Annotated in this window: 17 protein-coding genes; 6 read left to right on the top strand and 11 right to left on the bottom strand. The window is 68.9% G+C overall.

The genetic code is table 11. The features are described from left to right. Nucleotide 1: 1 nt before the first annotated feature. A complete protein-coding gene (gene xsc, locus ACWDNU_RS00440) occupies nucleotides 2-1,810 on the bottom strand; it encodes a sulfoacetaldehyde acetyltransferase (RefSeq protein WP_449667088.1) in 1,809 nt (602 codons plus the stop codon). 143 nt (nucleotides 1,811-1,953) lie between these two features. Here xsc and ACWDNU_RS00435 point away from each other — a divergent pair, with 143 nt between their 5' ends. From ACWDNU_RS00435 to ACWDNU_RS00425, 3 genes are read left to right on the top strand one after another with little or no spacing between them, the layout of a single operon-like run. After that, nucleotides 1,954-2,799 carry an IclR family transcriptional regulator gene (locus tag ACWDNU_RS00435; RefSeq protein WP_370937346.1) on the top strand — a complete coding sequence of 282 codons (846 nt, stop codon included), beginning with the start codon at nucleotides 1,954-1,956 and terminating at the stop codon, nucleotides 2,797-2,799. Between the two features lie 13 nt (nucleotides 2,800-2,812). Then, complete coding sequence (locus ACWDNU_RS00430; protein WP_449667087.1) at nucleotides 2,813-3,757, top strand: AAA family ATPase; 945 nt, start codon at nucleotides 2,813-2,815, stop codon at nucleotides 3,755-3,757. Next, nucleotides 3,754-5,433 (top strand): cobaltochelatase CobT-related protein, encoded by a 1,680-nt coding sequence (locus ACWDNU_RS00425; protein ID WP_449667086.1) that lies wholly within the window; start codon nucleotides 3,754-3,756, stop codon nucleotides 5,431-5,433. Before ACWDNU_RS00430 ends, ACWDNU_RS00425 begins: the two co-directional genes overlap by 4 nt. Here ACWDNU_RS00425 and ACWDNU_RS00420 read toward each other — a convergent pair. The 5 genes from ACWDNU_RS00420 to ald all read right to left on the bottom strand — a co-directional run bounded on the left by ACWDNU_RS00420 (nucleotide 5,430) and on the right by ald (nucleotide 11,532). Next, a complete protein-coding gene (locus tag ACWDNU_RS00420) occupies nucleotides 5,430-6,869 on the bottom strand; it encodes a sodium:solute symporter family protein (RefSeq protein WP_449667085.1) in 1,440 nt (479 codons plus the stop codon). The two genes, ACWDNU_RS00425 and ACWDNU_RS00420, sit on opposite strands and share 4 nt — an antisense overlap. Next, nucleotides 6,869-7,102 carry a DUF3311 domain-containing protein gene (locus tag ACWDNU_RS00415; RefSeq protein ID WP_449667084.1) on the bottom strand — a complete coding sequence of 78 codons (234 nt, stop codon included), beginning with the start codon at nucleotides 7,100-7,102 and terminating at the stop codon, nucleotides 6,869-6,871. The genes ACWDNU_RS00420 and ACWDNU_RS00415 overlap by 1 nt, the downstream gene beginning before the upstream one ends. Then, nucleotides 7,099-8,763: an amidohydrolase gene (locus tag ACWDNU_RS00410; RefSeq protein WP_449667083.1), complete on the bottom strand. Its 1,665-nt coding sequence runs from the start codon at nucleotides 8,761-8,763 to the stop codon at nucleotides 7,099-7,101. Before ACWDNU_RS00410 ends, ACWDNU_RS00415 begins: the two co-directional genes overlap by 4 nt. 96 nt (nucleotides 8,764-8,859) lie before the next feature. Further along, the gene (gene pdxR / locus ACWDNU_RS00405) at nucleotides 8,860-10,323 is read right to left on the bottom strand and encodes a MocR-like pyridoxine biosynthesis transcription factor PdxR (protein ID WP_449667082.1); all 1,464 of its coding nucleotides are present in this window, start codon (nucleotides 10,321-10,323) and stop codon (nucleotides 8,860-8,862) included. 93 nt (nucleotides 10,324-10,416) lie between these two features. Beyond that, complete coding sequence (ald, locus tag ACWDNU_RS00400; RefSeq protein ID WP_354742086.1) at nucleotides 10,417-11,532, bottom strand: alanine dehydrogenase; 1,116 nt, start codon at nucleotides 11,530-11,532, stop codon at nucleotides 10,417-10,419. Nucleotides 11,533-11,737: 205 nt separating this feature from the next. On the opposite strand from ald, the gene ACWDNU_RS00395 reads away from it, so the two are divergent. Then, nucleotides 11,738-12,727: a phosphotransacetylase gene (locus ACWDNU_RS00395; protein ID WP_449667081.1), complete on the top strand. Its 990-nt coding sequence runs from the start codon at nucleotides 11,738-11,740 to the stop codon at nucleotides 12,725-12,727. Next, complete coding sequence (locus ACWDNU_RS00390) at nucleotides 12,724-13,401, top strand: phosphonatase-like hydrolase (protein WP_449667080.1); 678 nt, start codon at nucleotides 12,724-12,726, stop codon at nucleotides 13,399-13,401. The genes ACWDNU_RS00395 and ACWDNU_RS00390 overlap by 4 nt, the downstream gene beginning before the upstream one ends. Nucleotides 13,402-13,406: 5 nt before the next feature. Here ACWDNU_RS00390 and ACWDNU_RS00385 read toward each other — a convergent pair whose 3' ends face one another. Together ACWDNU_RS00385 and ACWDNU_RS00380 are read right to left on the bottom strand one after the other, a co-directional pair. Continuing rightward, nucleotides 13,407-14,933, bottom strand: a complete 1,527-nt coding sequence (locus tag ACWDNU_RS00385) for an HNH endonuclease (protein WP_449667079.1) — start codon at nucleotides 14,931-14,933, stop codon at nucleotides 13,407-13,409. A gap of 38 nt (nucleotides 14,934-14,971) precedes the next feature. Continuing rightward, nucleotides 14,972-15,538, bottom strand: coding sequence for a TetR/AcrR family transcriptional regulator (locus ACWDNU_RS00380; protein WP_449667078.1), 567 nt, complete (start codon nucleotides 15,536-15,538; stop codon nucleotides 14,972-14,974). Nucleotides 15,539-15,610: 72 nt separating this feature from the next. Between ACWDNU_RS00380 and ACWDNU_RS00375 the strand changes: the two genes are divergently transcribed. After that, a complete protein-coding gene (locus ACWDNU_RS00375; protein ID WP_449667077.1) occupies nucleotides 15,611-16,822 on the top strand; it encodes an FAD-dependent monooxygenase in 1,212 nt (403 codons plus the stop codon). Here the strand turns inward: ACWDNU_RS00375 and ACWDNU_RS00370 are convergent. The 3 genes from ACWDNU_RS00370 to ACWDNU_RS00360 form a co-directional block, all read right to left on the bottom strand. Continuing rightward, entirely contained in the window at nucleotides 16,806-17,444 is a 639-nt protein-coding gene (locus tag ACWDNU_RS00370; protein WP_449667076.1) for a cysteine hydrolase family protein, read from the bottom strand. The genes ACWDNU_RS00375 and ACWDNU_RS00370 overlap by 17 nt on opposite strands. A 73-nt stretch (nucleotides 17,445-17,517) precedes the next feature. Next, on the bottom strand, nucleotides 17,518-18,444 hold the full coding sequence (locus ACWDNU_RS00365; RefSeq protein WP_370937332.1) for a LysR substrate-binding domain-containing protein: 927 nt from the start codon (nucleotides 18,442-18,444) through the stop codon (nucleotides 17,518-17,520). 35 nt (nucleotides 18,445-18,479) lie between these two features. Continuing rightward, entirely contained in the window at nucleotides 18,480-19,310 is an 831-nt protein-coding gene (locus ACWDNU_RS00360; RefSeq protein WP_449667075.1) for an alpha/beta hydrolase, read from the bottom strand. Nucleotides 19,311-19,401 lie beyond the last annotated feature (91 nt).

Genomic DNA, 19,401 nt, shown 5'->3' with positions numbered 1-19,401 from the left:
ATTACACGTAGTCCTGGTACTTCTCCAGGAACCGCACCGGCTTCGACAGCGCGTCGCGGCGGAACGGGTCGCCCAGCTCGCGGGTGCACATGATCTCGATGACCGTCGTGCGGCCGTCGTTCATCTGCGCGTCCACGGCCTTCTGCAGCGCCGGGCCGACGTCCTCGAGCTTGTCCACGACGATGCCGTCCGCGCCCATCGCCTGCGCGATCCCGGCGAAGCTCTCGCTTTCCAGTTCGCCCGCGACAAACCGGCGGTCGTAGAAGTCGACCTGGTTCTTCTTTTCCGCGCCCCACTGGCGGTTGTGGAACACGACGGCGGTGACCGGGATGTCGTGCCGCACCGCGGTCATGATCTCGCCCATGCTCATGCCCCACGCGCCGTCACCGGCGTACGCGATCGCCGGCCGCTCCATCGCGGCGGCCTTGGCGCCGATGATGGTCGGCAGCGCGTAACCGCAGTTGCCGAAGGACATCGGCGCGAAGAACGAGCGCGGCTCCTCGAAGCGCAGGTAGCTGTGCGCCACGGAGTTGATGTTGCCGATGTCGGTGGACACCATCACCCGCGCGGGCATGGCCTTCTCCAGTTCGCGCAGGACCTGGCGCGGGTGCAGCCAGTTGCCCTCCTCCTGGTCCTGCTCGGCGATCATGTCGAGGGAGTACGGGTCCTTCTCGTGGGTCCACTCGGTGAGTTCTTCTTCCCACGCGTCCTTCTCGGCCTTGATCCGCCCGGCGCGTTCGTCGCGGGTGGCGTCGCTGGCGAGGGTGCGGTCGGCGAGGCGCTCGGTCAGCGCGGCGGCGGCGGCCTTCGCGTCGCCGCAGATGCCGACGGTGATCTTCTTGACCAGGCCGAGCATCTTGTGGTCGGCGTCGATCTGGATGATCTTCGCGTTCTTGGGCCAGTAGTCCATGCCGTGCTGGGGCAAGGTGCCGAACGGGCCGAGCCGGGTGCCGAGCGCGATCACCACGTCCGCCTGCGAGATCAGCTTCATCGCGGCCTTGGAGCCCTGGTAGCCGAGCGGGCCGCACCACTGCGGGTGGCTCGCCGGGAAGCTGTCGTTGTGCTGGTAGCTGTTGACCACCGGCGCGCCGAGGCGTTCGGCGAGCGCCTTGCATTCCTCGACGCCGTCGGACATCACGACGCCGCCGCCGGAGATGATGACCGGGAACTCCGCGGTGGCCAGCAGTTCGGCGGCCTGGGCGAGGCTCTTCTCGCCGCCGGGGCCGCGGTCGAGCCGCTGCGGTTCGGGGATCTCGGTTTCGATCTCGCCGTAGAAGTAGTCGCGCGGGATGTTCAGCTGGGTCGGGCCGAGTTCCGCGTGCGCCCGGTCGAAGGCCCGCGCGGTGTACTCCGCCATCCGCTTCGGGTTGTTGACGTGCGCCTGGTACTTGGTGAACTCCTGGAACATCGGCAGCTGGTTGGCTTCCTGGAAGCCGCCGAGGCCGGTGCCCATCGTGCCCGCCTCGGGCGTGATCATCACGACCGGGCTGTGCGCCCAGAACGCCGCCGCGATCGCGGTGACGCAGTTGCTGATGCCGGGGCCGTTCTGCCCGATGACCACGCCGTGCCGTCCGCTGACCCGGGCGTAGCCGTCGGCCATGTGCGCGGCGCCCTGCTCGTGCACGACCGGGACGAGCCGGATGCCGGCCGGCGCGAAGATGTCCATCGCGTCCATGAACGCCGAGCCCATGATGCCGAAGATGTCGGTGACGCCGTTGGCCACCAGCGTCTCGACGAAGGCCTCGGACGGGGTCATCTTCGCCGTTCCGCTGACGACGGTGCGGCCGTCGCCCGTCTTCCTCTCCGCCATGGTGAACTCCTTCGACGCTGAAAGTCTTGGTTTTCGGTACGTGGTGTTCGTAAAAGCTGAACGCGATGGACAATAGGACGCGGCGGGCGGCAGGTCAACCGGCGGTTGCTGGAAACGAGACAGAATGTGCTAGTTTTCGGAACGTGAGTGAGTTGCGGAAGACCAGCGCCGTGGAACTCGTGCGCGAGCCGGACGGCGCGGGACTCGACGGAGACACCCCGACCATGCGGCTGTTCGCGCTGCTCGAGCTGATCGCGGCGAAGGACCAGCTGGTGACGCTGCAGAGCCTGGTCGAGGAGACCGGCCTGCCGAAGCCGACGCTGCACCGGATGCTGCAGCAGCTGGAAGGCGCGGGGCTGCTCGTGCGCCAGGCCGACGGGCGGCATTACGGCACCGGCGACCGGCTGCGCCGCCTCGCGGAGAACCTGCTGCTCAACGCGACGCATCACGGCGCGCGCCGCGCGGTGCTCAACCATCTCGTCGACGAGCTGGGGGAGAGCTGCAACATCACCGCGCTGTCCGGCAGCGAGATCGTCTACCTCGACCGCGTCGAAACGCCCGAGCCGCTGCGGTTCTACCTGCGGCCGGGTTCGCGGGTGCCGATCCACTGTTCGGCCAGCGGCAAGATCATCCTGTCCCAGATGAGCCCGGCGCAGCGGCGCAAGCTGCTCGCGCACGCTCCGCTCAAGCAGTACACGGCCAAGACCGTCACCGATCTCGATGCGCTGGAGGAGGAATTCGCCCGCATCCGGCGCGACGGTTTCGCCCTCGACGACGAGGAATTCCTGCCCGGGCTCGTGTGCGTGGCAGTGCTGGTGCCCAGCCGCACCGGCCGGTCCAACCTGGCGGTGGCGGTGCAGGCCCCGGTCATGCGGCTCACCGCCGACAAAGCTTTGCAGGCGCTTCCCGCGTTGCAGCGGGCCGCCGAAGCGATCAAGGAGGTCGAGGCCGAGGGGTCGGCCGACGACGCCGACAGCATCCCGTCCTGACGGAGGTCCCCCGATGAACCCGTTGAGCGGCAACGGTCCCGACGCCCGGATCGCCGTGCGCGACGCGTTCGGTCTCGATTCGAGCCTGGTAGTCCCGTGCTTTTCCGAACCCGACGAGCACGTGCCCGAGATCGATCCGGCCTACCGGTTCAACCTGGACGTGACGCTCGCGTTGCTGGCCGGGTTCGCGCACAACCGGCGCGTGCTCGTGCAGGGACTGCACGGCACCGGCAAATCCACGCACGTCGAGCAGGTCGCCGCGCGGCTGAACTGGCCCTGTCTGCGGGTGAATCTCGACGGGCACATCAGCCGGCTCGACCTCGTCGGCAAGGACGCGGTGGTGCTGCGCGAAGGCAAGCAGGTCACCGAATTCCGCGAGGGAATCCTGCCGTGGTCGCTGCGGCGGCCGACGGCGCTGATCCTCGACGAGTACGACGCGGGACGGCCGGACGTCATGTTCGTCATCCAGCGGCTGCTCGAACGGGACGGCAAATTCACGCTGATCGACAGCAACACCGTGCTGCGCCCGCATCCGGGTTTCCGGCTTTTCGCCACTGCCAACACGGTGGGGCTGGGCAATCTCAACGGGCTTTACCACGGCGTGCAGCGGCTCAACCACGCGCAGATCGACCGGTGGAACATCGTCGCCGCGCTGGATTATCTGGCCCCGGAAGAGGAAACCGCGATCGTGCGGGCGCGCGTGCCGGGGTTGTCCGGGCCATTGGTCGAGGCGATGGTGGCGGTCGCCGGGCTGACCCGCGAAGGCTTCCGGGCGGGCGATCTGTCGGCGCTGATGTCGCCGCGCACGGTCATCACGTGGGCGGAGAACTGCGAGATCTTCACCGACCCGGCGCTCGCGTTCCGGTTGACCTTCCTGAACAAATGCGACGAGGCCGAACGGCCGGTCGTCGCCGAGTACTTCCAGCGGTGCTTCGACCAGGAGCTGGCCGCGGCGTGAGCACGCCCGAGACCCGGCGGCGCCAGCAGGTCGAGGAGCTGTCCGCGGCGGCGATCCGGGCGGTCAGCGGGTCGCCGGACGCGCATTTCCGGGGCGGGCGCTTGCATCGCGGCACCCGTCCGGTGCCGATGCCCGCGCCGCATCTGCTGGCCGACGACGAGGATCTGCAGTCGTTCCGCGGCGCGGCGGACGGGATGGCGGTGCACCTGAGCCGGTCGAATCGGGACCTGCACAAGCAGTTGCGCCCGGACGGCGGTGTCGAGCGGCTGCTGTTCGAGCTGCTGGAGCAGTTCCGGGTGGAGTCCTTGGTTCCGGCCGGTTTTCCTGGCATGACGGCGAATTTGCGGCGGCGGCACGAACGCTGGTCGCTGTCGGCGCACCACAGTGGACTGACCGAGTCGGCGCGCGGCGTGCTGATTTACACCGTCGCGCAGGTCGCGCGGGCTCGGATCACCGGCGAGCCGGTCGTGGAAGAGACCGAGGATCTGATCGAAGCGACTCGGGCGGCCATCGCGCCGATGCTCGGTACGCAGTTGGCTGGGCTTAGGCGGCATCGCGCTGATCAGGCTGCGTTCGCCGAGCACGCGCGGGCGCTGGCGGAAGCGGTCGCTGCGTTGCTGGAGCCGGAGAATTCTGCAGAGGATGAGGACGAAGCGGAAGCTGCCGCGTACGCGTTGCTGCTGGATTTCGACGACGAAACCGGCAGCGAGGAAGGCGGTGTCGCGGGCCTCGGCGACCACAAAGGACCGGTGGCAGCCGGGCAGTATCGGGTTTTCACCACCGCTTACGACCGCGAGGATCGGGCGGGACCGTTGGTGCGTCCGGAATTGCTGCGGGAGCTGCGCGAACGGCTTGACGCTCGGGTTGCGAAGCAGGGCGTCAACGTGGCTCGGCTCGCGCGGGAGCTCACCGCGATGCTCGCCGAGCCGGAGCGGTCCGGGTGGGACGGTGCGCAGGAGGAAGGGCAGATCGACGGCCGTGCCCTCGCGCGGCTGATCGCGACGCCTGCCGATCATCGCGTGTTCCGGGTCGAGCGGACGGAACCGGTCGCGGACGTGCTGGTGACGTTCCTGATCGACTGCTCGGGTTCGATGAAGGCACACCGGGAAACCGTTGCCGTGCTGGTTGATCTGTTCGCTCGCGCGCTCGATCTCGCCGGTGCCAGCTGCGAGATTCTCGGCTTTACCACGGGTGCTTGGCACGGCGGACGGGCGCGGCGGGACTGGATGCGCGCCGGGCGGCCGAAACACCCGGGGCGGCTCAATGAGCGTCGGCATCTGGTGTTCAAGGACGCTGCGACACCGTGGCGGCGCGCGCGGCGGGACGTCGCGGCGTTGCTGAAAGCCGATCTGTTCCGCGAGGGCATCGACGGTGAGGCGTTGACGTGGGCGGCTGAGCGGGCACGGGCGTGCGAGGCTCGGCGGCGGTTGGTTTTCGTGCTGTCAGACGGAAGTCCGATGGACGGCGCGACCGTGCTGGCCAACGAGGAGCGTTACCTCGACCGTCATCTCGTGCAGGTCGCCGACGGGCTGGAGCGGAGCGAGACGGAGGTGTACGGCGTCGGGGTCGGGCTCGATCTCAGCGCGTACTACCGCCGCAGCGTGGCGCTGGACGCCGCGGAAGGCACGGGGTTCCGTGCCTTCCGCGAGATCCTCGATCTGATGACGCGTCGCTAGCCCGCTGGTTGCGCGACTGGCGAGACGGCGGCTGGTTCGTTGCGCTCCAAGGCGATCGGAGAGCGTCGCTTGCCCGGGGCGAGCAGGCTCCAGCCGAAGACGATCACCAGGTTGACGCCCATCGACACCAACCCGGTGTTGAGGCCGCCGAGAGTCACGCCGGTCGCGTAGAGGACGACCGCGGTCACCACTCCGACCACCATGCCCGTCGCGATGGCGGCGGTGCGCACCCGGCGGGCGAACAGGATCGCCAGCCAGCCCGGCACGACCTGCGCCAGCAGGTTGTAGGTCAGGTTCAGCACGGTGAGCATGAGCGTCGAGGCGGTCAGCGTGAGCACGGCGGCGAGCACCAGGAACACCGCCACCGCCACGACCGTCCAGCGCCGTTGTGCGGCGGGACGGACGTTCGGGGCCAGGTTACGGCTGACCATGCCGCCGATCGCCAATGCCGTCGCCGACAGCACCAGCACGCCGGATAGCGCGGCACCGGCGGCCACGAGGCCCAGAACCGGTTCCGGCAGCAGGCCTTTCGCGGTCACCATGAAGACGGTGTTCGGATTCTTCAGACCGGGGTGCTGCTTCAGCCCGTAGTAGGCGGCGAAGACGAGGAACGGGTAGATCAGCATGTACAGCGGCATCCACACCGTCGAACTCTTCACCGCCCGCTCCGAACGCGCCGGGAACACGTACGCGCCGCCGAAACCGAGGTAGAAGACGACGCTCTGGAACAGGATCGTGGTCATCGCGAACCACAGATCCTGGCCGCCCATCGTGGTTTGCGCCCTCGCCAGCGCCTCCGGCCCGGTCACCCCGGACGTCCCGCCGGCCACCAGCACCGCGGCGAGTCCGACGAGCACTACCCCGAGCAGCATGAACGCGTCCTTGAGGATCGACACGAACGCGGGGGAGCGAATGCCGGACACGGCGATGTAGGCGAACGCGATGACCCCGGCCAGAAGGACGCACTGCACGGGCGTGAGCTTCAGCCCGAGATTGCTCAGCACCACCTGCAGGCCGATGAACTGGTACTGGCCCCACGGCACGAGCGCGATCAGCATCGTGACGCAGGTGATCAGTTCGAGCGTCCGGCTGCCGTAGTGGCGGCCGAAGACGTCCGGGACGGTCATCGCGTCGTGCTTGCGCGCCGCGCGCCAGACCAGCGGGGCGAGGAAGTAGCCCAGCGAATAGGCGAGCAGGATGTAGCCGAGGAACCAGATTCCGTAGCTCGCGCCGTGGGCGTAGATCCCGCTCGGGAAGCCGATCATGGTGCCGATGCTGTACACCTCGCCGACCGCCAGGAAGTACAGCAGCCACGGCGGGAACGAGCGGCCGCCGACCAGGAATTCGGAGATCCCGCCGCCGCGCGACGAGCGGCCCGCCCACAGTGCCAGCAGGATGGAGAGTCCCATGACGACGGCGACAATGAGAATCAGCATTACTGGTCCTCCTTCGCTGCGGGCTTGTCGGCCGGGTAGTGCTTGCGGTCGAAGAACCGCCAGCTGATCCAGAGGCACAGGGTGGTCAGCGGGAAGCAGAGGAACATCCAGAAGAACACCAGCGGGAACCCGGCGACCGTCGCGGGCGAGCCCGCCACCAGCGGGATTCCGCCGAGGATCGCGACCGCGGGGATGCCGAGCCCGATGCACAGGCTCGGCCAGCTGCGGATCATCGGACACCTCCGGCGGGGATCGGATCGCGTTGCCAGACCAGCTGTCCGCCGATCACCGTGGCGTCGACGGTCAGGTCGCGGATCCGGCTCGGGTCCACTGTGGTCGGATCCTCGGACAGCACGATGAGATCCGCGAGTTTGCCGATTTCTAGGCTGCCCTTGGTCTCTTCCTCGCCAGCCAGGTAGGCCGCGTCGATGGTGTAGCCGCGCAGGGCCGCTTCGACGTCGATCGCCTGCTCCGGGCCCAGCAACTGGCCGCTGCTGGTCTGCCGGGCGACGGCGCACCAGATGCCTTCCAGCGGCGGCACCGGCGTGACCGGGGTGTCGGAGTGGAGTCCGAAGTGGATTCCGCGCGAGCGGGCGGACGCGAGCGGGCTGATTCGGCGGGCGCGTTCCGGGCCGAGGAACACGTCGCGGTGCCGGTCGCCCCAGTAGTAGACGTGCTTGATGAAGAACGACGCCGCGATGCCGTTTTCGGCCATCCGGTCGAGCTGGTCTTCGCGGGCGGTTTGGCAGTGTTCGATCCGGTGCCGACGGCCGGTGCCTTCCGGTGCGCCGAGGTGGGCGTAGCCGTCGATGATGGCGTCGATCGCCGCGTCGCCGTTGCCGTGGACGGCGACCTGCCAGCCCGCGGCGTCGAGCGCGGCGATGCGGCGGGACAGTTCGTCCGGTTCGAGCAGCATCATGCCGTGGTCGTCGGGGGCGCAGGTGTAGCCCTCGGCCAGACAGCCGGTGCGGCCCTGGATCGAACCGTCCGCGACGATCTTGATGCCGTTCATGGTGAATCCGTCCGGGTTGGACGGATCGGGCGGCTCCGGAGTGCCTTCGGCGAGGCCGGGCAGGAGGGTGTGGAAGAGGTAGCCGTGGATGCGGGTGTGCAGTTTTCCGGCGCTGGTCAGCATCCGGTACGCGGCGAGTTCCTGTTGGCCGCCGATCAGGCCGATTCCGGTGTCGTGCACGGAAGTGACGCCGTTGCGCAGGTACTCGGCGTCGGCCAGCTGGAGTGCTTGGGCCAGCTCGTCCGGGCCTTGCGAGGGCATCGCGGAGTTGACGAGGAATGCCGCGGTCTCGATGAGGAGGCCGGTCGGTTCGCCGCGTTCGTCGCGGGCGATGACGCCGCCGGGCGGGTCTGGCGTGGCCGCGGTGATGCCGACGGCTTGCAGCGCGGCGGAATTCGCCACGGAGAAGTGGCCGGTCACGTGGGTGAGCAGGACCGGGTTGCGCGGTGAAGCCGGGTCCAGGTCGTGCCGGGTGGGGTGCCGGTTGTCGGCGAGAAGCGTGTCGTCGTAACGGAAACCCTTGATCCATTCGCCGGGGCCGAAGTCGCGCGCCGCCTGCCGGACGCGGTCGGCGATGTCGCTGATCCGGTCGTTGGGCGGGCTTCCGGCGTCGACCGGGGCGGCCAGCGCCATGCCGAAGAACGACGGATGGTTGTGCGACTCCACGAAACCCGGGACGACGGTGCGCCCGGCCAGGTCGAGCACCGTCGTTTCGGGACCGGCGAGGGCGGCGATCGAGCGGTCGTCGCCGATTTCGGTGATCCGGCCGTCGCGGGCGGCGAGCGCGGACGCCCGCGTCCCGCCTCGGTCCAGGGTCAGCACCGTGCCCCCGAGCACCACCAGGTCGGGGGCCGGACGAGCGGATACAGCGGGTTCGCCCACGATGGGACCTCCTTGTCCACGTGTCCTGCCCCCAAGACAGTGCCGGGGGAGCTGGCCCGCGAACAGGTCCAGAAAGCGACCCGCGCGTGGGTCCAGTCAGCTGTCGAGCAGTTCCCGGCAGAGGTCGCCGAGCAGGCGGATCCCGGGGTCGATCGCCGACGGCGGGGTCGCGGAGAAGCCGATGCGGAAGTGGTTGCGCGGCGGGTCGTCGCCGAGGAAGAAGATGTCGCCAGGTTCGATGAGGATGCCCAGTTCCTCCGCGCGTTCCACCAGGAGGCGGCAGTCCAGTTCGGACGGTCCGGTCATCCACAGGCTGACGCCGCCGGGCGGGTACGGGCCCTGTGTCCACGGCAGGTATTCGGTGACCGCGGCGGTGGTGGCGGTCCATTTGCGCATCAGTTTCGTGCGGTAACGGCGCAGGGAACGGTGGTACTCGCCGCTTTCGATCAGCAGCGCCAGCGCCCGTTGCAGCTGGCCCGGCGGGTGGCGCAGGACGTAGCGGCGGGCCTCGCGCAGCGCGCGAACCAGCTCGCGGGGGCCGACGAGGTAGCCGAGGCGGAGGCCGGGGGAGAGGAATTTCGAGAAGGTACCGAGGTAGACGGCGTCGCCGGTGTTGTCGAGCGCCTTCAACGCCGGGGTGGGGCTGCCCTGGTAGCGGAATTCGCTGTCGTAGTCGTCTTCGACGACGACCGTGCCGGACGCGGCGGCCTGGGCGAGGAGCTGGCGGCGGCGGCCGATGCTGAGCGTCGCGTTGGTCGGGTGCTGGTGGCTGGGGGTGAGGTACAGGAGGTCGACGCCGTCGAGGGACTCCGGTGGCTGGAGGCCTCGGGAGTCGACGTCGATCCCGGTCACGCGGGCGCCGGTGCGGAGGAAGATGTGCCGGGCGTCGAGGTAGCCCGGGTTTTCGATGGCGACGACCTGGTCCGGGCCGAGCAGTACGCGGCCGAGCAGGTCGAGGCCCTGCTGCGAGCCGACGGTGATCAGCACTTCGTCGGGATCGGCCTCGATGCCTCTGGTGGTCAGCAGTTGGCGGCACACCATCTCGACCAGCATCGGGTCGTCGGAGCCGACGCTGTCCTGCAGGCTGTGGAAGACGTGCGGCCGGTAGAGGGCGTCGCGGAGGCAGCGTGTCCAGGACCGGGCCGGGAACGCGGTGATGTCGACCTGCCCGGCGAGGAACGGGTACGGATAACTCGCCCAGTCGGTGCGTTTCTCGATGTGCGGTATGTCGGCGTCCGGGAACCGGCGCACCCGGGCCGACCAGTCGATCCGCGATTCGGTGTCCCGGGCCTCCACCGCGCAGTGCGGGCGCATCTCGCCGTTGACGAACAGTCCGCTGCGCTCGCGGCTTTCCACGTAGCCCTCGGCGACCAGCTCCTGATAGGCGAGGTTGATCGTGTTCCGGGAAACGCCCAGTTCGACGGCCAGTTCCCGCGAGCTCGGCAGCCGGCGGGCCGGGTCGAACGTGCCGATGGCGATCCCGTGCTCGATCGCCCGCCGGACCTGGCGGTACAGCGGTTCGTCCGACGAGCGGTCGATCTCGATCAACGTGCGTGGCAAGTGCGCTCTCCCAAGTGGCCGGCGTGGAGCGGGGTGGGCTGAAACGTAACTCGCAGTGGCCGGTTTTCCCACCCCGCGCCACGCCGACGGGGCTCAGGCCAGCGCGTCGGCGACGTCGGTGACGGGCAGGCCGTGCGCGAGCGCGACCGGCTCGTAGGTCAGCGCCCCGGCCACGGTGTTCACGCCGCCGCGGAGTTCGGGCGTGTCCCGCACCGCGGTGCGGAGGCCCTTGTTCGCGATCTCCAGCGCGTACGGGAGCGTGACGTTGGTGAGCGCGTGCGTGGAGGTGTGCGGGACCGCGCCCGGCATGTTGGCCACGCAGTAGAACACCGATTCGTGGACCCGGAAGGTCGGGTCGGCGTGGGTCGTCGGGCGGGAGTCCTCGAAGCAGCCGCCCTGGTCGATGGAGATGTCCACTAGCACGCTGCCCGGCTTCATCCGGGAGACCGTCTCGTTGGACACCAGGCTCGGGGCCTTCGCGCCCGGGACGAGCACCGCGCCGATCACGAGGTCGGCCTCGAGCACCGCCTGCTCGATCGCGTACGAGTTCGCGGCCGCGGTGCGGATGCGGCCCTGGTACATCCGGTCGGCGGCGCGGAGCTTGTCGACGTTCTTGTCGAACAGCACGACGTCGCCCCAGGTCCCGGCCGCGACGGCGACCGCGTTCATCCCGGCGACGCCCGCGCCCAGCACGACCACGCGGGCCGGCGGCACCCCGGAGACGCCGCCGATCAGCACGCCGCGCCCGCCGTTGACGCGCATCAGCGTCTGCGCGCCGACCTGCGGGGCCAGCCGTCCGGCCACCTCGCTCATCGGGAACAGCAGCGGAAGGGAGCCGTTCGGCAGCTGGACCGTCTCGTAGGCCACGGAGGTGGTGCCCGCGTCGAGCAGGGCCTTGGTGCAGGGCTCGCTCGCGGCGAGGTGCAGGTAGGTGAAGAGCAGCTGGTCCGAACGCAGCCGGTGGTACTCCTCGGCGACCGGCTCCTTGACCTTCAGCACCATGTCCGCGGTGCCCCACACGTCGTCCGCGTGGTCGAGCAGCTTCGCGCCGGCGGCCGTGTAGTCCTCGTCGCGGATGGACGAGCCCTCGCCCGCGCCGCGTTCCACGAAGACCTCGTGGCCGGCCGAGGTGAACTCGTGTACTCCGGCAGGCGTCGCCGCCACCCGGTATTCGTGGTTCTTGACCTCGCGAGGCACACCGATCTTCATCGCCTGCTCCCATCTGCCGTGTGTGGTTCCGACCGAGAGTGCGGGACGGCTGGCCACCGCGAAAGTGCCAGAAACCGCTCCTTCGACGGGTCCAGCTGTCGGGCCTTCTGGACCTGTCATCGGGGACTGTTCTGGCTCTGTCGTTTGGGGCCAGGGGCCGAGATCCTGCTCGGGGAGCACTGCCGTCCGCGAGGGAGTTTGCGAGATGACCATGGCCCCTCTGGCCGAGACCTGGCGGGACCGCGTCGGCGACGCCCGCCCGCGGATCGCGCTTGCCGACGGCGCCGATCCGCGTGCCGTCACCGCGGCCGCGCACCTGGTTGAGCGCGGCGAGATCGAGCCGGTGCTGGTGGGGCCTGCGGCAGAGATCGCTGCTGCGGCGGCGGAGCTTGGGTTCGCGGTGCCTCCTTTCGTGGACACTGCTGCGCTGGCTGCCGACGAGGCTGTCCTCGCGCGGCTGGCTACGGCGTTTCCGGACCGGGTGGAGACGGTTCGCAACGATCCCGTTGCCCTCTCGGCTGCGCTTCTCGCGTTGGGTCGGGTGGATGCGTGCCTCGCCGGTGCGACGCGGCCGACGTCCGATGTGCTTCGGGCTGGGCTGCGGATTGTCGGCCTTGCTTCTGGGGTGCGGACTTTGAGCAGTTGCTTCCTGATGCTTTTGCAGGACGGCCGATCGCTCACTTTCGCCGACTGTGCCGTGGTTCCTGAACCAGATGCGGATGCTTTGGCGGATATCGCGGTCGGTGCGGCGTCTACGCACCGCGCTTTGACCGGAACTGAGCCGGTGGTGGCGATGCTGTCTTTCAGTACTCAAGGCAGCGCCAAGCATTCCGCAGTGGACAAAGTACGTCAGGCGACTTCGTTGGTGCGGGAACGGCTGCCTGGTGTTGATGTGGATGGTGAATTGCAATTCGACGCCGCTGTCGTGGATGCGGTCGGGGTGGCCAAGGCTCCGCGGTCGACTGTCGCCGGACGGGCGAATGTGTTGGTGTTCCCCAATCTTGACGCGGGGAACATCGCTTACAAGATCGCGGAACGGCTCGGCGGGGCGACTGCGCTGGGGCCGATTCTGCAAGGCGTGGCAGCGCCGCTGCACGACCTTTCGCGCGGTTGCAGCGCGGCCGACATCGAGACGATGGCCCTGATCAGCGCGGTGCACGCGGTGACCGGGCGGGAAGTGGAGGGGGTCCGATGACGCGAGGCGTGGAGCTGGTCGTGCTGGACATGGCGGGCACGACGGTCCGGGACGACGGTGCTGTCGAGGCTGCTTTCTCCGCGGCGCTGGAGGCCGTCGGAGTTTCGGCGGACTCGCCGGAGCGGGAAGACGTGGATGCCTACGTTCGCGACACTATGGGGCAGTCGAAGATCGAGGTGTTTCGGGCGCTGTTTCCTGATTCCGGGGTTGCGGAGAAGGCGAATCGGGTTTTCGAGAGCACGTTCGCTTCGCAGGCGGTTGAGGTTGCTGCGCCGCTTCCTGGTGCGGAGGAAGCGATCGACAAGTTGCGTGCGCAGGGGCGCCGGGTGTGTCTGAGCACGGGGTTCTCGGCTCGGACGCGAGATGCTTTGCTGCGGCGGCTCGGGTGGACGGATCTGGCGGATCTGGTGGTGTGCCCGGCTGATGCGGGCGGTCGGGGCCGGCCGTTCCCGGACATGGTGCTGACCGCGGTGCTGCGTTTGGGGATCACGGACGTGCGCGCTGTCGCGGTGGCGGGGGATACCGGGTTCGACATGCTGACCGGCCGCCGGGCCGGGGCGTCAGTGGCGGCTGGGGTGCTGACGGGGGCGCATGACGAGGCGACGTTGCGGGCGCATGGGGCTACGCATGTGTTGGGATCGGTGGCTGAGTTGCCTGCGGTGCTTGAGCACTAGCGAACTTACTCTTCCTTCCACTTCGCGGTGACCGTGAGATACAGGTCTCGGACTACTGCGCGATCCAGGCCGTCGGGGATGGAAACGCCTTCGAACCCGGAGTAGTAGTGGTCGCCCGCCAGCGAGGGGGAGATCTCCACGCACAACGTGTCGGGATGGACGGCCAGCAGCCCGCGGTCGAACAGCTTGTGCACGTCGGCGCGCAGAAGCATGCCGTTCTCGTGCGATTCGTGCTTGGCGAACGAAATCAGGTGGGCGGCTTCGAGCACCGCCTCGGGGCACGGTCCGGTGATCGCGCACCGGGTGCCGTACTCGGCGAGCAGATTGTCCCGGAACGCACTCTGGCCGCGGCGGACCTTGGCCCGCGCTTCGCGATGGCCGCCGACGGGGGTCTTGCCCTTGCGGGGCTTGCGCTTCGGCGCGGAAACGGGCGACTCGTCGAGCAGCGTCAGCATCGCGGCGTGGTCGAGGCGCCGGATCGCGTTCTGCTTGGCTCCGTCGCGCAGCCGTTCGAGCACCTGCTCGCGAGAAATCTTTCCGTTGACCGGGCGGTAACCCGAGCCGTAAACGGCGACGAACTGGGTGACGGAAGTCGTCTCGTCGCGAGGCGCGTCGAATTCGTGATGGCAGGTCGCGCGGCGGCACCGGTATCGCGGGCGCTGCACCTTGCGTTCGTCGAAGCGGCTTCCGCCGCACTTCGGGCAGACCCGTTTCGGCTTGAGAACGCCTTCTTGGGCGTCGATCCGCTCGATCCGGCTGACCCCGTGCACCCGTTCGGCGTCCCAGAGCACGACGAGGTCTCCGACGCGGAGCTGCTGCGAGTTGGAGACCAGGTTGTCGTAGACGTACTGGTCGCCGAGCACGTCGGGGTAACCGCCGTTGCCGTCGTACTTCCGCTTGCCCGCAGCGGAGAACAAGGCCCACGCCCCGCGGTCCATCCGGTCGCGAACCTTCTCGGCTTCGGCCAGCATCGCCTCGGGCGCGTCTTCGAACTCCTGCAGCACCTGGTCGTCCAGCTTGCTGCCCCGGGTCCGCACCTTGGTGTACTCCCGCAGCCGGGTCTGCAGGTCGTACAGCTTGCGCTGGACGCTGCTGACCGAGCGGAACTTGTCGCCGTACTGTCCGGGAGCGACCGCGGACCGCAGCAGTATGGACAGTTCGCGAACCCGCGGGTCGGTGGCCCGTGCTGCTTTCCGGTTGTTGGTGAACAGCAGAGCGCACGCGAGGAGCAGCTCGTCCCGGGACCAATCCGGCAGCTGAGGCGTCTGCACGGTGAAGTCCAGCGCGGTCAGCTGCTTCTTGACTGCGTCGAGATCGGCGACTTCGGCCGGTGTGAGAGGAATGTGTCCGGGCAAGAAGGCGTGCGCGGCGGCGGCCAGGGCTTGGATCCCGTAGTGGTTCCCGCGGTCGACGACGACGTAGTCGCACCACATCTCGAAGCCGTATTCCGCGCAGAAAGCCTCTGCTCCGTACTCGTCGTGCTCCACCATCGCCGCGCGGATCACTGCACGGGTCAAGTCCGAGATGCTCACCAGGCAAGGTTATCGGATGCAGACAAAGCCTTTCACGTTTATCGCGCGGGCGGCGCGACCGCGGTAGCGATCAATGCCCGGGCCGCGATCTCGATCCGTTCCTCGTCCCCGGTCACGATCCGGTCCAGACACAGCCCCCTCAACCCCGAAATCAGCAGACTCGCCCGGGCGGCCGCGTCGCGTTCCGCGTAACCCAGGCTGCGGTACACCGGCACCAGCGGGTCCACCATCGCGGTGATCGTTTCCCGTGCGACTTCCAGATATCGCTCCGGTTGCGTAGGGGCCAAAGCCAGCACCTGGAACAGGATGTGGATCGGCCGTTGCTGGCGGCCCCGGGTGATCGCGTGCCACAGGGCGAGGGCTGCTGCGCTGAGGGATTCCTCGTCGTGCACGGAGCGGAACAGCTCGGTGACGTCCGGGCGGCTCGCGGCGATCGCTTCGGTGATCAGGTTTTCCCGGCTGCCGAAGTAGTACAGCAGCATCCGCTTGCTCGTCCCCAGCGCTTCGCCCATCGGCGCGAGCGACAGGTCCGCGATGCCGTGCGTCGCGAGGTAGCCCACGGCTTGCTGCAGCAGTTCGGCGCGGCGGCCGGTTCCGGAATCCACCCCTTGACTGTACCGATCGGTACGTCGTACCGTCCATCTATGTACCGATCGGTACAGGGCGGAGGAGGGTCGATGGCGGGCACAGCACTCTCGGTGGGGATCGTCGGCGGCGGGATCGGCGGGCTGACGCTCGCGCTCGCGTTGCGGCAGCGCGGGATCGGGGCGGAGGTGTACGAGCGGTCGGCCGAATTGCGCGAGGTCGGGGCCGCGGTGGCGTTGGCCGCCAACGGGTCCCGGGTGCTGCAGCGGCTCGGGTTGCGGGACGAGCTGGCGGCGTGTTCCGCGGTGCCGACGGAATTGGTTTACCGGCATTGGCGGGACGGGCGGCGGGTGGTCGCGTTTCCGGTCGGGGACACCTACGAGAAACGGTTCGGCGGGCCGTATTTCGGGGTGCATCGGGCGGATTTGCAGCGGATTCTGGCTGACGCGTGGGGCAAGGTCCATCTTGGCCGGCAGGTGACTGCGGTGGTCGGGGCGGGACCGGGGTATCGGCTCGAGTTTGCCGACGGGACAAGCGAAACCGCTGATGTGGTGGTCGGGGCGGACGGGGTGCATTCGGCTGTGCGCGCGTGGGTGGACGACGCGCTGCTCGCCCGGTACTCGGGTTCGAGCGGGTTTCGCGGGCTGGTGCCGGTGTCGCAGTTGCCGTCGTTGCCGGATCCGGGGGCGATGCAGTTCTGGCTCGGGCCGGGCGGGCATTTGCTGCATTACGCGATCGGCGACGGGTCGGTGGTGAATTTCCTTGCGGTGCTGGACGAACCGGCCGAGTGGGAAGGCGCATCGTGGACCGAGGACATTCCCCGGGAACGCATCGAGACGGCCTTCGACGGCTGGCATCCGGCGGTGCGCGAGATGGTCAGCGCGACGACGTTGTATCAGCGGTGGGGATTGTTCAGCCAGCATCCGCTCAACCGCTGGCATCGTGGCGGAGTGGTGCTCCTCGGCGACGCCGCGCACGCGATGCTGCCGCACCACGGGCAGGGCGCGAACCAGACGATCGAGGACGCGGTGACGCTCGCCGAGTGCCTGGCCCGGGATTCACGCGAGACGGCGCTGGCCCGGTACGAGAAGCTGCGGCGGCCGCGGACTCGTGCGGTGCAGCGGAGTTCGTGGGTGGCGAACGCGCTGCTGCATCTGCCGGACGGCCCGGCGGCCGACGCCAGGGACGTCGCGCTGGGGCGGATCGACGAGACGGTGGAGTGGATTCACTCGCACGACGCTGTGTCGTTGCCCTCCGGACGCCGACGCGACTCCGCGGGGTGGGGGGTCAGGGGTTTGTGGTGAGGGTCTTGAGTTCGGTGCTGGTCAGGACGTGCGTGGTGGACTGGGCTAGGACGACCAGTGTGGCGGCGTGCACTTCGGCGGCGGACATCGCGCCGTGGCCCAGGTCGGGGTGGTCGTAGGTGGCGCAGGCGTCGGACAGCACTCCGGTGCGGAAGTCGCGGAACATCGCGTCGCGGATGGTGGCGTGGACACAGTCCTCAGTGGTCACTCCGGTCGCGATCAGGGTGTCCACGCCGCGGCCGCGGAGCTGCATTTCGAAATCGGTGCCGTAGAAGGCGCTGTAGCGGTGCTTGGGGATCAGCGGTTCGTCGGGGCGGCGGTCCACTTCGGAATACAAAGCGGCGCCGGGTGTGCCCTCGATGAGCGCCTCGCCGGCGGCGATCGGCGGGTACAGGTCGGCGAAGCGGCCCATGTCGGAGCCGTCCGGGCGGTGGACGTGCGCGGTGAAGAACACGGCGATGCCCGCGTCGCGGCAGAACCGGACGGTGTCGTTGAGGACGGGGATCATGGCGCGTCCGGCCGGGGATTCCAGCGGGGCGCCCGGAGCCAGGAAGTCGTGCTGCATGTCGATGACGACCAGCGCGGTGCGGGCCGGATCGACGGTGGACAAGCGGTAACCCATGGAAGCTCCCTCCGCGGAGGTCCCATGAGGTATCACGGTTTGACGTCGGTCGTCAAGAAAGCGACAGAAAGCGTCAGGCGTCTTCGATCTGCGCGGCGACGGTGTGCAGCGACGCGATCAGCGCCTGGGTGGCCGGGTTCAGCCTGCGTCCGGCGGCGAGGGTCAGGCCGACGCTGTGGCCGATGTTCTCCAGCGGCGTCGGCAGGGTGACCAGCCGCGGGTCGTCCATGCCGAGCAGGCCGGGGAGCGCGGCGACCATGGCGGTTTCGGTGAGCAGCTGCCGCACAGTCAAGAACGACGTCGCCTCGACGCGGTTGGCGGGCAGGTCGAGGCCGTGCTGGGCGAAGAGGCTTTCCAGCTCCTGGCGCAGCATCGTCTCGGTGCCGGGCACGATCCATGGGAATTCGGTGAGATCCTCCAACGAGACGCTCTCGCGCGTGGCGAGCGGATGGTGCGCACCGGCGACCACGCGGATCGATTCCTGGTACAGCGCTTGCCGCCGGGTGCCTTCGGTGCCGGGGCCGCTCAGTCGGCCGACGATCACGTCCACTCGGCCCGCGGTCAGCTCCACGAGCAGCGATTCGGGCGTTCCTTCCCGGACCACGACGGTGACCAGCGGGTGGTCTTCTTTCAGATGCGCGATGGCGCGCGGCAGCAGCAGGTTCGAGCCCGCGAGGTGGATGCCTGCGACGACCCGGCCGCGTGTCGCGTCGGCGATCTCTACGACGTGCCGCGCGGCGTGCGTGAGCTGGGCGAGGACCGCGCGCGCGTGTTCGGTGAAGGCAGTGCCGAACTCGGTGGGCGTGATGCCGCGCGGGCCGCGTTCGTAGAGCGGCACGCCGAGAATGGCTTCGAGGTCGTGCAGGCCGCGCGTGACGACCGGCTGCGTGACGTGCAGCGCGGCGGCCGCGCCGACGACGCTGCCCTGCTCGGTGAGGGTGTCCACCAGCACGAGGTGCCTGAGCTTGAGGCGGCCGTCGAGCAGGCGGGGCATCTCCATTCCGGCGACAGTACTGGCCGGGGCGGGCTCCGGCGTCATGGGCGGACGAGTTCGATGAGGGCGCGGCTGAGTGTCGAGGTGGGATCGGCCAGGTCGAGGAAGACGTCGAAATGGTTCCGGTCGGGCACGACGGTGTGCGAACGCGCGACGGGCCAATGCGCATGGAATGCCTTGCTCTGGCGGTGGAATCCGGCGGCTTCGTGTTCGGCGACCGCCACGTGCAGGGGTGCGGTGCCCGGGGGCAGCAAGATCGGGCTGAGCGCTTCCGCGCGCGTGGCGTCGAGGGTCAGCCATGCGTTGGCGAACGAGTCGACCAGCGGGCGGAGGTCGAAGAGGCCGCTGATCGTCATCGCGCCTTTGACGACGTCCTCGGGTACTCCGGCCGCGACCTGCCATCCGGCGACGGCGGTCATGGCGGTCAGATGGCCTCCGGCGGAGCTGCCGACGACATGGATGCGGTCCGGGTCGAGGCCGTGTGCTGCGCCGTGGTGGTGCACCCAGGCGACGGCGGCGCGGACCTGTCGCACGATCTCTTCCAGGGTCGCAGTCGGAGTGAGGGTGTAGTCGGGCACGACGGTGGCGATTCCGGCGTCGGCCAGCGTCCTGGCCATGAACGCGGTGTCGTGGCGCGAGAGCATGCGCCAGTAGCCGCCGTGGACGGCGATCACGACGGGGCGCATCTGTCCTGGCGAGGTGCCCCAGACGTCCAGCCGCTCGTTGCTGAGGGGATCGAAAGCCAGGCCGGCTTGGCCGTCCAGACCGGCGGTGGCGGATTCCGAGGCGGAGCGATAGCGGGCCATGACCGCGTCGAACTCGGTCTCGGTCACCGTGGCCTGCGCGCTGTAGTCCTGGTCGACGTGGCTCACGGGACCCATCCTTTGCCGCCGTCGTCATGCCTGGCCAATGCCCATTCCGGCGAAAGCTATGCCGCGACAGGCATGGCAAAGGCATGTCCGG

Source organism: Amycolatopsis sp. NPDC003676, from assembly GCF_053587275.1.
The sequence above is the reverse complement of the archived record's forward strand: the minus strand, read 5'-3'. Positions and strand labels throughout refer to the sequence as shown.

Bases quoted from the DNA above. Each gene is read 5' to 3' on its own strand.
- ACWDNU_RS00365 (WP_370937332.1), bottom strand. From the start codon at position 18,444: ATGGAGATGCCCCGCCTGCTCGACGGCCGCCTCAAGCTCAGGCACCTC.
- xsc (WP_449667088.1), bottom strand. From the start codon at position 1,810: ATGGCGGAGAGGAAGACGGGCGACGGCCGCACCGTCGTCAGCGGAACG.
- ACWDNU_RS00370 (WP_449667076.1), bottom strand. From the start codon at position 17,444: ATGGGTTACCGCTTGTCCACCGTCGATCCGGCCCGCACCGCGCTGGTC.
- ACWDNU_RS00415 (WP_449667084.1), bottom strand. From the start codon at position 7,102: ATGATCCGCAGCTGGCCGAGCCTGTGCATCGGGCTCGGCATCCCCGCG.
- ald (WP_354742086.1), bottom strand. From the start codon at position 11,532: ATGAAGATCGGTGTGCCTCGCGAGGTCAAGAACCACGAATACCGGGTG.
- ACWDNU_RS00390 (WP_449667080.1), top strand. From the start codon at position 12,724: ATGACGCGAGGCGTGGAGCTGGTCGTGCTGGACATGGCGGGCACGACG.
- ACWDNU_RS00430 (WP_449667087.1), top strand. From the start codon at position 2,813: ATGAACCCGTTGAGCGGCAACGGTCCCGACGCCCGGATCGCCGTGCGC.
- ACWDNU_RS00420 (WP_449667085.1), bottom strand. From the start codon at position 6,869: ATGCTGATTCTCATTGTCGCCGTCGTCATGGGACTCTCCATCCTGCTG.
- ACWDNU_RS00375 (WP_449667077.1), top strand. From the start codon at position 15,611: ATGGCGGGCACAGCACTCTCGGTGGGGATCGTCGGCGGCGGGATCGGC.
- ACWDNU_RS00395 (WP_449667081.1), top strand. From the start codon at position 11,738: ATGACCATGGCCCCTCTGGCCGAGACCTGGCGGGACCGCGTCGGCGAC.